Raw genomic sequence first — 13,176 nt, forward strand, 5'->3', positions numbered from 1 at the left:
TACGTATAGATGGAGGAGAAAAAGGTGAAGAAAATAGCAATTGTAACAGGGGCAACTCGTCTGAATGGAATTGGTGCAGCTGTATGCAAGGTGCTTGCTCAAAAGGGGATAGACATTTTTTTCACGTACTGGCCAAAGTATGATAAAGCGATGCCATGGGGAATGAGTGATCAAGAACCCTTTTTGCTGAAAAAGGAGATTGAAAGTTACGGTGTTCGATGTGAAATGGCAGAAATCAATTTATCGCAGTCTTATTCGCCAAATCGTTTGTTTTATATGGTATCAGAACGGTTAGGTGATCCATCTATTCTAATTAATAATGCAGTGTATTCTACTCATACGAAAATTGGGGAATTAGATGTAGAGCAGTTGGATAAACATTATACAGTTAATGTTCGGGCTACTATGTTATTAAGTTTATTATTTATTAAACATTTTTCACTTAAAACGAGTGGTAGTATTATAAATCTTACTTCTGGGCAATCATTGGAACCAATGCCAGATGAATTGGCATACGCAGCAACAAAGGGAGCGATAGAAGCATTTACAAAGTCTGTTGCACCAGTTGCTATGGAGAAGGGGATTACAGTCAATGCTGTTGATCCAGGACCAACGAATACAGGTTGGATTACAGAGGAATTACAGCATCATTTAGTATGGAAATTCCCGCAAGGTAGAGTTGGAGAACCGGTGGATGCTGCCCGTTTAATTTCCTTTTTAGTAAGTGAAGAAGCGAAGTGGATTACTGGGCAAGTCATTCATTCGAACGGAGGTTATTCATAATAATATTATGTAAACATGTGTTGAGAAACAAAAATATTATAAAATATTTAATTTTTTTGTATAAATAAAATGTCAAGAAAGATAAAAAATTGATAGGAGAGTATGTTGTCATTTGTAGATTGCAAATCTTCATGTGACAATATACTCTTTTTCTTTTGCTGCAGAGGAGAAAAATGAAGTAGAAGAAACTCGAATATTAAAATGAATTTATCGTTTTTTGTACGTATTATTATGAAGATTACTGTCGGAAAGATGGTGATTCGTGTGAAAAGGGATTTTTTAAGGGGAAATAGAATCGTAAAGGGGAGGATAAATAATTAAGTAAACATAGGGGGATTTATATGAAAATGAAAAAGGTCGCTATCGCATCAGTAGCAATTGGTACAATGCTTACAATGGCAGCTTGTAGTAGCTTCACAGATAAAGAGGAAGCGAAGAAGGATCAAGCTACTACACAAAATGAAGAGCAATCAAAAACGACAAGTGCAGATGAAGCGTCAAAAACAACGAAAGATAGTGAAAAAGACACAAATACTTCTTCGAATGAAAAAACAGATAAAGATACAAAAAATACAAAGGAATCATCAGGAACAGAAAGTAACGGCAAAACATCAACTCAAAACGAGAATGTGAAAACAAAAGAAAAAGAGACGACAGGAAAAACAAATGATCAAACGACTAGCGGAAAAACAACAGATCAAAGCACAAGCACAAATAATAACGGAAAGACAACGAAAGATCCGAAGAAAAGTGTAGCTGTAAAAACAAATGTAAAAGAAGTAGTTACATTAATTGAAAGCTTAGACAAGCAATTAGCTGCAAATCCTAAATTAGAAACAGTGAATAAGCTTGGAAAACAAATTAATGAGAAGTGGGATGTCATTGAAAAAGAGTTAGAAGCATCACATCCGACTGAATATAAAACAATTGGCCAAAGTATGTATCCGTTAATTGTAGGAGCGGAGAAAGAAAAGATAGATGTTAATAAAATGAAGTCATTAACGACAAAAACGAAAAAGGATTTAAATCAATTATTAACGAAGCTTTCATAGCTTCAAAAGCCTACTCGTGTGAGTAGGCCTTTTTAGTTTGCTCGGGTAGAATATGTGGCTCACTACATCCAGTCTGACTTAATTTATTGTTCATTTTTAATTACGATGCGAAATGAACCGAAGGCTTGTTGACTCATATAATTGTTTTTACTGACTTTATAAGGAAATGGAAAAGCAACTAATTGGAAATTACTTTCTTGTTCCACTATAGGTAATGTGAAATTAAAAATTTGTCTCGTTTCAGGAGCGACCGTAGTATAAGCAACTTTTTTGTTATTTAATAGTTCAACTTGCTCCCAATCTTTAAAGGCCACGATTGCATAACTCATTTCTTCTGTCGTTTCATTTCCGCTAGATATAGTTAGCTCTTTACCTTCATTCTCAGAAAGCACCACTTGTAGTTTTTCCTCATTTCTAGTAACAAATAATGGTTCATAAAGATCATCTTTTAAAACAGTTTTCGGCTGTACAGGAGTAGGTTTTATTTTCTCATTATCTTTATGATGAGTATTAATCGAATATCGCATACTTAGAACCTCTTCTAATATAGCGGCTTTATTTAGGTCATTATCTTGTAATTTATATTCAGGTTTTTTAATTATTAAAAAGGTTAATTCACTAGCGGTAGGAGAAATTTGTAAATGGATTTTAGTAGTGATCGAACTGTTTGGCTTTATATCAAAAGAATAGTGGGATACCGCATTTGGAGTGTCATCTATTTTAAAAGGCTTTTGTTCGTAATCTTCTAAAACAATTAATCCATATTTTCGGTCTTCATTAATATTATGTACAAATGATAACGATACGTTGATCTTATTATTCTCACTAGTAATTTCACTTCCATTGTCGATATGTTGACCTTGGTCATCCTTTAAGCCATAAGAAACGGTGTTAGTTTGTGGCTCTCTCTGTTTTTCTGTTTTCATCTTTTCTTTAGAAGGTGCATGAGATAGATTCGGGCTCTGTATAAATGAAGTATTGAACAAAATATAAATTATAAGTATCGAAACTAGTAAAATACCGATAATAATATATATCTTTTTCATAAATAACACCTCTTACATTCGAGAGTTTAAACCTAATTAAAACAATATATGAAAATTTTAAAACTCTCAATGATTTGTCTTGAAATTAACTTTTATTTTACATTTGATTCATCTTATTGAATAGAAAGAAATTTATGGATTGCAAGATGATAAGTTTCAGGAATTATCCACTTTAATTCAATATACATAGTATGAAACATGAAGACAAAAATATATACAGAGGTGAGGTGAATAAAGAATGTTTTTCAATTATTTTTACAATGAAACGCAAATGCGCCCTTTAGGAGGGCACGGTCCTGCGCAAAGCACTATTCAAGCTGTTCATCATGCTATACAAGCACAGCAACAAGCATTACAAGCGCAACACATGCAACACAGTTATTATCCACCACAATCGTATCATTCATTACAGTCTTATTATCCACCACAGGTGTATTACCCATCACAATCATATTACCCGATGTAGATTACACAAGGATGGAATTTATTTTCAATCGTTACCGTATGGAACTGTATATGTTTTATAGCGAACAATGCCAAAACAGAAATAGCTCTTTGATGGAGAACAAAAAACTTTTAACTTGATGGATATAGGCTACAAAGACAAAAATTTCATACCTAAACAACTCAAAAAAGATTACCTGTATCCTAAGAGGCAATCTTTTTTGAGTTGTTTGTAATGGCTCATTACAGGTTTTAAATACTATTTAGTGTTATTTCTACTTTCCAAAACCTGCTCCATATTATTAGTCGCCCATTCCATCATTAAAAGGATAATTGGACGTAGTGACTCGCCGAGTTCGGTTAGCGAATATTCTACTTTAGGAGGCACTTCACGATATACCTCTCGATGTACGATGCCATCTGCTTCAAGTTCTCGAAGTTGAAGTGTTAACATTCTCTGGGTGATATTAGGTTTTAATCTTTTTAATTCATTAAATCGTTTTTTACCATCTAACAAATGATAAAGAATAACTCCTTTCCATTTCCCACCAATAACCTCGACGATAGCTTCTACGGGACAAGAATATTTATTTAAAAATGGATAATTTATATCATCTTCTTTTGAACTAATCATAAAAAGACTCTCCCTTAACAATAGTATCTTTTTTGATACTATAGCACATAAATGTGCGTACTTGTAACGTTGATACTTAAAAAATATAATTTAGTTGAATAATAAATTAATGAAAAGAGGACTTTTTATGACTAACACAAAACAAAAAATTATGGAAGCTTTTCACTTTAGACATGCATGTAAAGAGTTTGACCCTATGAAGAAGATTTCAGAAGATGATTTTAAGTTTATTTTAGAAACAGGAAGATTATCTCCTTCTTCTTTTGGATATGAGCCTTGGAAATTTATTGTGGTACAAAATAAAGAATTAAGAGAAAAACTATTACCATATTCATGGGGAGCAGGTGGGCAACTTTCAACAGCAAGTCATTTTGTCATTGTTCTTTCAAGAAACATCAAAGATATGCACTATGATGCAGAGTATATTCAGCACATGATGAAAGATATTATTGGATTGCCTGAAGAAGCTCAACAGATGAGATATGAATTCTTCAAAAAATTCCAAGAATCGGATTTTAAATTGTTAGACTCCGAACGTGCTGTATTTGATTGGTCATCAAAGCAATCTTATATTGCTTTAGCTAATATGATGACTAGCGCAGCTCAAATCGGTATTGATTCTTGTCCAATGGAAGGATTCGATAAAGAAAAAGTAGATTCTTTACTTCGTCATGAAGGAATTTTAAAAGATGATAATCTTGAGGTGTCAGTTATGGTTGCATTCGGATACCGTAAAGGAGAACCAAAATTTAATAAAACAAGACAAACTTTGGATACTATTGTTGAATGGATTTAATAAGATAAATTTGTATTCATATAACGAAAAAAACGCTATCCTTTCTATAGAAAGGATAGCGTTTTTTTATGTCTGTATTTAAATTTAGCGAGAATGCTTTGTGAATAGTTGAATTGCTTTTTCAGGTACATAGAATTTCCCGTTGCTTTCTACAACGATGCCTCCTAATTCATAATCTTTCCCACCAATATAGATAATGTTTTTATTCACAAACAATTTGGCCTCCGTATTATTGCGCTTTACTACAAGCACCGGATTAAGTGCATCTTGCTTGTCAATCGTTACATTTGCACCAATTTGTTTAAAGGATGTTTCAGCATCTAAGAATAATTTTTTAGTTATTTCTTCTAATTGAAAGCCCATTGCTTTGGCCATTATTTTCGCAATGTCTGTATTTTGGACTAAACCGTATGGCTTTTGAGGGCCGTAAGAGTATAAGAATACATCTTCACCCGTATGACCACCAGTTGTAAAACCGATGTTCGCACGGTTGGCCAATAATTTAGTAAGGATTGGACCTACATTAGTTTTCTTATTTGCAGTTTTTAACTTTTCTCTTTCATCATTAGTTAGGTTGTCTAAACCGTAAAGTGCAGCGACCTCTTTTATATTAGATAAATCATCTTTTAGTTTATTTGTAGCACCTTCAAGTGTCATTTTCGCCTTTTTTAGTGGGTCAATGTAAGCTGATACTGGTGTGGTATCATATCCTTTTGTTGTATTACTGTTACCAATGGAAATACCGCTATTACCATGATCCGCTAATGCAATGACCATAGTGTTACCATCTTTCTTCGCAAATTTTAATGCTTCTGTAACCGCATTATCAAATGCCAATACATCGCTAATCATCCCGATTGGGTCATTTGCATGTGCTGCCCAATCTGCCTTACTGCCTTCTACGAATAAGAAGAAACCATCTTTATCTTTTGATAATGTTTGAATTGCTTTGCTTGTCATCTGGGAAAGAGTAGGCTGCTTAGGATTGGTTATTTTACGATCCATATCGAACGCAAGGGCAGTATTAGAGAAAGAACCCCAGATTTTATTTGATTTGGAGTTTAATAACGCATCTTTTGTTTCGACAAAGTCGTAGCCTTTATCTTGAATTACCTTTACTAAATCTTCGTTGTCTTTACGAATTCCATTGCTTGTCATAGGAAGAAGTGCTGCTTTTCCACCACCTAATACAACTTCTATATTTTGATAAACTTGCTGTTCACCAAGTACTTCGAAATTTTTACGGTTAGCATGGTGAGCAGAGAAACTAGCCGGAGTAGCATGCTGAATTTCTGACGTAGCAATGATTCCTGTCGCGCGGCCGGAACGTTTTGCGCCTTCTAAGACGTTGGCAACTGGACGAAACTTGCATTCTTCTTTCATTGGTTCTAAGCCAGGTGAATTCACAACAGAAGGTAATACACCCACGTAACCTGAATTTGATTTGTTTCCTGTCGCTAAAGCTGTGGCTGCCGGTGCAGAGTCCGTAATAGCAGATTCTGCGGAATACGTACGAACACCTCCAGATACAATTTGATCTAGTGCAAGAGGGGAGCCTTTATACCAACGTGCCAATGTTGTAGCAGAAGAACTTGTCCCATCTATAACCATGAAAATTACATTTTTGGGTTGCTTTCCTGATTTCTTTACATCAGCTTTTACCTCGTTAACGTTCATTATGCTTCCTGCTGCTAATGAACCTAGTGCTACCATTCCCGCTAATGTTAATCCCATTATTTTTTTACGAAGATTAGTCATTGTGGTTCCTCCATAGGTTGTTTTCGATATCCCAATCTACCGTTCGTATGTAAACAAGATTTATTATTAGTAGTACCCTATTGCAACGAAACTAACAATAACTATTAAGTCAAAAAGTTAAATTTAAGCTATTTATTCAGCAATCGCTTCTTCTCATATAAAACCTTTGTGCACCTTTAAGTTACACAGTCTTTCCTATAAAAAGAATCTTCTCTTTATTTTATGGGAAACATTAGGGAAAGGATGGTGGGAACATGACAATTGATCGAGTTTGTACAATTGGGCCAGCGAGTAATAATGAAGAAACATTAGCGCAGTTAATAAACAATGGTATGAAAATTGTTCGTTTGAATTTATCACATGGCACGCATGAAAGTCATAAAACAATTGTGCGTTTAGTAAAATCGTTAGACGATTCTATTAAAATTCTAGGGGATGTACAGGGTCCTAAAATAAGATTGGGTGAAATGAAAGAGGAACAAATTACACTTGAAGCAGGGGCGTTATTTACTTTACATACCAATCCGGTTCAAGGGAATAAAGAAGAAGCAAGTGTTGATTATGTGGGGATTGCGAATGACGTAAAAGTTGGAAGTAGAATTCTTATTAATGATGGAGAAGTTGAATTAATTGTTGAAAAGGTAAGTACGGAAAAAATAGAAACAAGAGTAAAAACAGGTGGCAATATTTCCTCTCATAAAGGGGTGAACTTACCAGGTACAATTGTTAGTTTACCGGCTATTACCGAGAAAGATAAAAAAGATATTCAATTTCTTCTAGAAGAGGAAGTTGATTTTATTGCGTGTTCTTTCGTTCGAAAAGCTAGCCATATAAAGGAAATACGAAGTTTTATACATGAACATAAAGAAACATCTCCTAATTTAATTGCAAAAATAGAAACGATGGAAGCAATCGAGAATTTTCAAGACATATGCAAAGAAGCGGATGGCATTATGATTGCAAGGGGAGATTTAGGTGTGGAATTACCGTATCAATTTATTCCGCTTTTGCAAAAAATGATGATTCGTGAATGTAATCGAACGAATACATATGTCATTACAGCGACACAAATGCTTCAATCTATGGTAGATCATTCTATTCCTACAAGAGCTGAGGTGACGGATGTATTTCAAGCTGTACTGGACGGAACGAATGCTGTTATGCTTTCTGCTGAAAGTGCGTCAGGGGAGCATCCAATCGAAAGTGTGAAAACGTTACGTCTCGTTTCGGAATTCGCTGAGCATGTGAAAAAAGATGGGCCTTTTGCGATGAAAGATGTACTGGAATTGCTGCATAAGTCTCTTTAATATGAAAATTTATATTTATCGTTTATAGTATTAATGGAATACATATGCTGAACCAACAAGAATTTGTTGTTCTTTCTGTATGAATTTAACTTTTTATGGAAAGATATGTTAGTAAGTATACGATTTGAACGTTCTATTTTTTAGAGTGTAATAGGAGGAGAATGAATATGTCAGATATTGAAGTAGGCGAAGTTTTTAGCCTTAGCGACGAGAATAATGAAGAACAAGAAGTTGAAGTACTTGGAGCGATGGATGTCGAAGGAGCAGAATATATTGCGGTTGCCTTTGTTGAAGATATTCAAACAGAAACTGAGGAAGACATTGATATCTTCTTTCTAAAAGTAGAAGAAGATAGTGAATTCTCATACATTGAGAGTGACGAGATATTTGAAAAAGTATCTGCTGCGTTTGAGAAGATTTTGGACGAGCAAGAACAAGAATAATAAGAGTTAGACAAAAGAGGGAGATGCATATCTGCCCTCTTTTTTTGTATATGGTTGAAAAATATTTCTCTAATTTCTGTTTTAATCATAAAATTCTTTTGTTTTCACGGAAGCAGCATCTAATAGAAGGAAAATCGACGCTATAATATGTATAGCGATTTGTATATAGGGAAAGAAAGCAACTAGAATAGTGAGGATTCCTATATAATTAGCATAGGTTTTCATGCCTTCCTTTTTAGCTAATAAAATTGTAATGATATGTAAAGTAATTACTATAAGTAGTGGTATCCCGTATAAGTCAACTAGTCCTTGAAATAAATAACAAGGAATTAATAAAAGGTGGGAGATACCTGTAGTCCACTTCAATGTTTTTACGACTGCCCTCAAAGTTAATTCCTCCTAAATAATATGTACGTATGAATATGTTACCAAATATAGTGGTGAATGGATATGTTTTTTGTGATTCACATTTATAGAATTCTATAATAATATTATGTAAACTAAATATTTCTTTATTTGTGCACTAGAAAAACCACCCAAATGAGGGTGGTGCTTATTATATATATTTATTAAATGTTTTATTTTCCAAGGAAGAGAGGGAAATCTTCACTTCAGTACCTTCCTTCATATTACGCAATACAACTGTTTCTGTAGATAGTTCCTCTTCACCTATTATTAGTACATACGGGATATTTTCTTTATTGGCATAATTAAGGGCACGTTTCAATTTACGCCCGGCTAGTTCAAGTTCGATTTTTAAGGAAGTAGTAGAACGTAATTGCTGGGCAATTTGTAAGCATTGTAATTCTGTCCCGAGTGGGATGATAAATACATCCGCTGTAGATGATATGGTTTCTTTCTGTGATAGTGCTGTATAAATAACGTCTAATCCGAATGAAATCCCTACAGTCGGATAGTTCATATTATCACCACGGAATGCTCCGATAATATTATCGTATCGACCACCGCTACCGATGCTAGATGTAATGCTAGCGTCTGTTAGAAAGTTTTCATACACGGTACCTGTATACATCGTGAGTCCTCTTGCTAAAAACGGATTGAATATCGTATTTTCATTTATTCCGAGGGCGCTTAAATATTGCTGTAGTTGTTGCAGTTCCTCTACTCCATCGGTGACAAGTGGATTATTGAAGGTTTCTTTAAATTCGGCAATTGTAAGCTTTAGACAAGATAAAACGGTAGTACATATTGTATCGGCCATTTCTACAGTAATCCCGCGCTCCAATATATCTTTTCGTACACCATCAATTCCAATCTTTTCGATTTTATCCAATGATAAGATTACGTCACTCGTTAGTTCAGTAGGGATGTTAATTGACTCGAGAATACCGTTTAACAATTTTCGGTTATTATATTGGATCGTTACGTCTAAGTTTAACGTTCGGAACAGCTCAAACGCCATGCTCATGAGTTCAGCTTCCGCCATGACTGATTCTACACCGACTATATCAACGTCACATTGAATGAACTCACGGAATCTTCCTTGTTTAATTGGCCCATCTCGAAATACTTTCCCAATTTCATAACGTTTAAAAGGAAGGCGGATGTTCGGATTCATTGCCACGACTTTTGCGAATGGAATTGTTAAATCGTAACGTAAGGCAAGATCGCGTTTTCCTTGATCCTTAAGTGTATATATTTCTTTTAAAATTTCATCGCCACCACCATACTTGTAAGACATAAGCTCATACATATTTAACGTTGGTGTCTCTAACGGTTTACAGCCATAACGTTCAAACGTATCTTCACAAGCTCTTTTAATTTTATTTCGTAATACTTGTTCCTCTGGTAAATAGTCTTTCGTTCCTTTTACATTTTTCATTTCCATTGTAATCTCTCCTTTTTTAAATTAAAAAAAGCTATGCAGGTATAAAAATACCCACATAGCTTTATGAACGCTTCGTGGGTCAACAGGAAAAGCCCTGTACCCACGAAGAAAAATTTTTCTTCGGATACACGGCGTTACGTATGATGATGAAGTTGGAAAGAAGTATTAAAATTTCGCATTACAAATCTCTCCTTAACATAAGTTTTTCCAAATTATATCAGATGATTTTTGAATTATCAATATTTTTAGTTTTGAAATATAAGTGAAGTTATGTAGGAGGAATGGAAAAGGGTGTATAATAAAACTTAATAATATGAAATAACCTTTTAAGGAGACCGCTATGAAAAAAGATAAAACAAATGCGATGCGAATATTAGATAAAGAAAAAATTGAATATTCGATGATGTCATATGATCCGGACGATGGAAAAATTGATGGCGTATCAGTGGCAGGGAAAATTGGACGAGAAGTGAGAGAGGTATATAAAACGTTAATCGCTCAAGGGAATAGTAAAAATTATCACGTTTTTATCATTCCAGTAGATGAGGAACTAAATTTAAAAGCTGCCGCAAAAGCAGTAAGTGAAAAGAAAATTGAAATGATTCCAGTAAAAGATATTACGAAAGTGTCAGGATATATTCGCGGCGGTTGTTCACCAGTAGGAATGAAGAAGTTATTTTCTACATGTATTGATGCGAGTGCTCAATCGCTTGAAACGATCATTGTAAGTGGCGGGAAAATTGGCGTGCAAATTGAGCTGAAAGTGGATGACTTGGAAAAAGTGACGAGAGCGCAGTTTGGTGAAATAACGAAATAATGATACATAGGGAAAGAAGTTCTAGTTTTATTGAATTTAAATAATAATTTATAGGATAGTTAGTCCATTATGAGGACGGATTATCCTTTTTTATTTACATAATGAATGAAATAAAAAGAAATTAAATTTTTAGTTTAATCAGTATAATATGGATGTGTAATTTTAATCATTTGTTTGGCTTTAGGAGGAGTACAATACCTCGTTGCAAGGACTTTAAATAAACAAGCAAAGCTACTCTTAAAGATAGACAAAGGACGGGAGAGTGTTTTAATGAGGGGTCAAGAAATCCCCATAAGAAAGCACATATTGGGAGATGCCAGTATTTTGGAAAACCCCCACGCTAAGAGTATGCAAGATTTTATATAGTTTTCTGGCTAATCCAGTAACAAACAAGAACCCTGAAACCGCGCCAGAATAGGAATGTATAAAAAAATGTATAGATTCATAGAACTAAAAAAGTAGATTCCCTTGTGAGAGCAGGGTTCTCCTTTTTCCTTGCTACCGATAATGTTACGTTATATTAACTGAATGCGAATACCATATACATCCAAAAATCATAACAAATCGATTCTTCGAAATGGTACAATTAGGAAAAGGGGGAAAGGATATGTACGATTACAAATTCGTGAAAGTCGAAGTTAATAACTGGAAAGGGGAACCTAAAGAAGATTATAAGCGTATTATCGCCGAACATGCTGAAGACGGTTGGAAATTTGTTCAAATCTTTGCACCATCAATCGCAGGATACGCGCAATATTTTGAGATTATCTTCGAACGAATCAAATAACCCCTTTCGAGAACGAGAGGGATTTGCTTTGAACAACATACAAAAAGAACTGAAATATTTTGGAATCTAATTGTTCTCAATTTAACTTATAAGACAAATAAGCTAATATTAATCACCTTCCAATAATGAGACGTAATGTTAATCAAGTATGTATACAATATTCAACCGAAAACAAACAACATATCAACTCTCTAAAATGGTAAAATAGGGAAAATAATATTCTGAATAATACTGTTAGAACCACTATTTATCACATAGGGGTTTCCGAAAAAAAGTAAAGTAAGGAGGGGGCATAAGTGAAATATATTAATGGATTGTACATATCACTTATATTGATGATGTTCATTAATTTACTTAATATTACAATGTTTGATAATAAATACTCAGGGATAACAATATACCTTTCTTCCGTTATATTCATAATTGGAAGTGCTTTTTTCGGAAGTGCAAAACGGTTTAAAATGAGTGAGAAAAAATAAATCACTTAGGAGGTGACAATCATAAATGAAGCAACAAGAACAAGTTATCTTTCGTGAGGTGCAGCGATCCCCAATTTGGGCATGGATACTCATATTAGGGATCGCCATGCTGATGTGGTATGGATTCATTCAACAAATTATTCTTGATACCCCGTTTGGCGATAAACCAGCATCTAATGGTGTATTAATTGTTTTGTGGTTGTTTTTCGGGATTGTCTTCCCTATATTAATGCTTGGTGTATTGAAACTGATCATTGAGGTTCGTGAAAACGGTCTTTATGTTCGTTTTGTTCCTTTTCATTTTCAATATAAACAGTACCTTTTCAAAAATATACATCATTATGAATGCATTACTTACAGTCCACTAAAACGATTTGGGGGATGGGGAATTCGTTTTAACCTTAAGAATGAAAAAGCCTATAACATGAATGGAAATAAAGGTATAGAGTTAAAGTTGAAATATAACACAGTGGTAATCGGCACTCAAAAACCAGACGAATTAAAAAAAGCGCTGGACTCAGTACAAAAAGTATAATGAAAATTAAATTTCAACAAACGGGCACAACTTAGAAATTTGTACTAGGTATACTTACTTTAAAAATAACTTAAAGTTACTTCTGATAACGAAAATTATGCAAATAAACTGTTCATTGGATTCACATAGAAAACTGTGGTGAGATACAAGTTTTGATTTTGAAGCACTTCAAAATCTTAGCTAGATGGCTATGTATCGGTACCACAATAAAGAGGCAGGAACATTTCAAATATGTTCCTGCCTTTAATTTTAGAGAGAAGTTATGTCAATTAGATTTGTATAGAATATAAAAGAGGAGCTCTTTACTACTTACACGAATCTATTATAATAGAGAACGTCTTGATAATAAGGGGCATCACATGTTTAAACAATTTTGGGCATCGATAAGGGGAGAAATAATAGCTTAAAATTTATAAATTGATTGAGCATCTAAAAGGAGTATAAAG

At 34.1% G+C, this 13,176-nt stretch carries 15 protein-coding genes; 10 read left to right on the forward strand and 5 right to left on the reverse strand.

Translation table 11 applies throughout. The features are described 5' to 3' along the window. Positions 1 to 24: 24 nt before the first annotated feature. Both Q3V31_RS10570 and Q3V31_RS10575 read left to right on the forward strand, forming a co-directional pair. Complete coding sequence (locus tag Q3V31_RS10570) at positions 25 to 783, forward strand: SDR family oxidoreductase (RefSeq protein ID WP_329765199.1); 759 nt, start codon at positions 25 to 27, stop codon at positions 781 to 783. Between the two features lie 341 nt (positions 784 to 1,124). Beyond that, positions 1,125 to 1,835 (forward strand): hypothetical protein, encoded by a 711-nt coding sequence (locus Q3V31_RS10575; RefSeq protein WP_000782568.1) that lies wholly within the window; start codon positions 1,125 to 1,127, stop codon positions 1,833 to 1,835. 83 nt (positions 1,836 to 1,918) lie between these two features. Here Q3V31_RS10575 and Q3V31_RS10580 read toward each other — a convergent pair whose 3' ends face one another. Next, complete coding sequence (locus Q3V31_RS10580) at positions 1,919 to 2,881, reverse strand: hypothetical protein (RefSeq protein ID WP_000725516.1); 963 nt, start codon at positions 2,879 to 2,881, stop codon at positions 1,919 to 1,921. A 238-nt stretch (positions 2,882 to 3,119) separates the two neighbouring features. On the opposite strand from Q3V31_RS10580, the gene Q3V31_RS10585 reads away from it, so the two are divergent. Further along, positions 3,120 to 3,347, forward strand: a complete 228-nt coding sequence (locus tag Q3V31_RS10585; RefSeq protein WP_090814314.1) for a DUF3947 family protein — start codon at positions 3,120 to 3,122, stop codon at positions 3,345 to 3,347. Positions 3,348 to 3,584: 237 nt separating this feature from the next. On the opposite strand, the gene Q3V31_RS10590 is transcribed toward Q3V31_RS10585, so the two are convergent. After that, complete coding sequence (locus tag Q3V31_RS10590; RefSeq protein ID WP_000625800.1) at positions 3,585 to 3,959, reverse strand: winged helix-turn-helix transcriptional regulator; 375 nt, start codon at positions 3,957 to 3,959, stop codon at positions 3,585 to 3,587. A 109-nt stretch (positions 3,960 to 4,068) separates the two neighbouring features. Between Q3V31_RS10590 and Q3V31_RS10595 the strand changes: the two genes are divergently transcribed. Continuing rightward, positions 4,069 to 4,755 carry an NAD(P)H-dependent oxidoreductase gene (locus Q3V31_RS10595; RefSeq protein ID WP_373560912.1) on the forward strand — a complete coding sequence of 229 codons (687 nt, stop codon included), beginning with the start codon at positions 4,069 to 4,071 and terminating at the stop codon, positions 4,753 to 4,755. Between the two features lie 84 nt (positions 4,756 to 4,839). Here Q3V31_RS10595 and Q3V31_RS10600 read toward each other — a convergent pair whose 3' ends face one another. Further along, entirely contained in the window at positions 4,840 to 6,513 is a 1,674-nt protein-coding gene (locus Q3V31_RS10600; RefSeq protein WP_000183418.1) for an alkaline phosphatase, read from the reverse strand. Between the two features lie 254 nt (positions 6,514 to 6,767). Between Q3V31_RS10600 and Q3V31_RS10605 the strand changes: the two genes are divergently transcribed. Both Q3V31_RS10605 and Q3V31_RS10610 read left to right on the forward strand, forming a co-directional pair. Further along, positions 6,768 to 7,820, forward strand: coding sequence for a pyruvate kinase (locus Q3V31_RS10605; RefSeq protein ID WP_329765010.1), 1,053 nt, complete (start codon positions 6,768 to 6,770; stop codon positions 7,818 to 7,820). 167 nt (positions 7,821 to 7,987) lie between these two features. Next, positions 7,988 to 8,263 (forward strand): DUF1292 domain-containing protein, encoded by a 276-nt coding sequence (locus Q3V31_RS10610; protein WP_001279875.1) that lies wholly within the window; start codon positions 7,988 to 7,990, stop codon positions 8,261 to 8,263. Positions 8,264 to 8,344: 81 nt separating this feature from the next. On the opposite strand, the gene Q3V31_RS10615 is transcribed toward Q3V31_RS10610, so the two are convergent. Together Q3V31_RS10615 and Q3V31_RS10620 are read right to left on the reverse strand one after the other, a co-directional pair. Further along, complete coding sequence (locus Q3V31_RS10615) at positions 8,345 to 8,650, reverse strand: hypothetical protein (protein ID WP_001203060.1); 306 nt, start codon at positions 8,648 to 8,650, stop codon at positions 8,345 to 8,347. A gap of 169 nt (positions 8,651 to 8,819) precedes the next feature. Beyond that, positions 8,820 to 10,112: a histidine--tRNA ligase gene (locus Q3V31_RS10620; protein ID WP_329765011.1), complete on the reverse strand. Its 1,293-nt coding sequence runs from the start codon at positions 10,110 to 10,112 to the stop codon at positions 8,820 to 8,822. Positions 10,113 to 10,452: 340 nt separating this feature from the next. Between Q3V31_RS10620 and ybaK the strand changes: the two genes are divergently transcribed. From ybaK to Q3V31_RS10640, 4 genes are all read left to right on the forward strand, one after another. Beyond that, the gene (gene ybaK / locus Q3V31_RS10625; RefSeq protein ID WP_000710871.1) at positions 10,453 to 10,929 is read left to right on the forward strand and encodes a Cys-tRNA(Pro) deacylase; all 477 of its coding nucleotides are present in this window, start codon (positions 10,453 to 10,455) and stop codon (positions 10,927 to 10,929) included. A gap of 607 nt (positions 10,930 to 11,536) precedes the next feature. Then, entirely contained in the window at positions 11,537 to 11,716 is a 180-nt protein-coding gene (locus Q3V31_RS10630; protein ID WP_000272495.1) for a DUF4177 domain-containing protein, read from the forward strand. Positions 11,717 to 12,012: 296 nt separating this feature from the next. Beyond that, positions 12,013 to 12,195, forward strand: a complete 183-nt coding sequence (locus Q3V31_RS10635) for a hypothetical protein (protein WP_329765012.1) — start codon at positions 12,013 to 12,015, stop codon at positions 12,193 to 12,195. Positions 12,196 to 12,220: 25 nt separating this feature from the next. Then, positions 12,221 to 12,730 (forward strand): DUF6141 family protein, encoded by a 510-nt coding sequence (locus Q3V31_RS10640; RefSeq protein ID WP_071735426.1) that lies wholly within the window; start codon positions 12,221 to 12,223, stop codon positions 12,728 to 12,730. Positions 12,731 to 13,176: the final 446 nt, after the last annotated feature.

The sequence above is a fragment of the Bacillus nitratireducens genome (genome assembly GCF_036320425.1).
Taxonomy (GTDB): Bacteria; Bacillota; Bacilli; order Bacillales; family Bacillaceae_G; genus Bacillus_A; species Bacillus_A nitratireducens.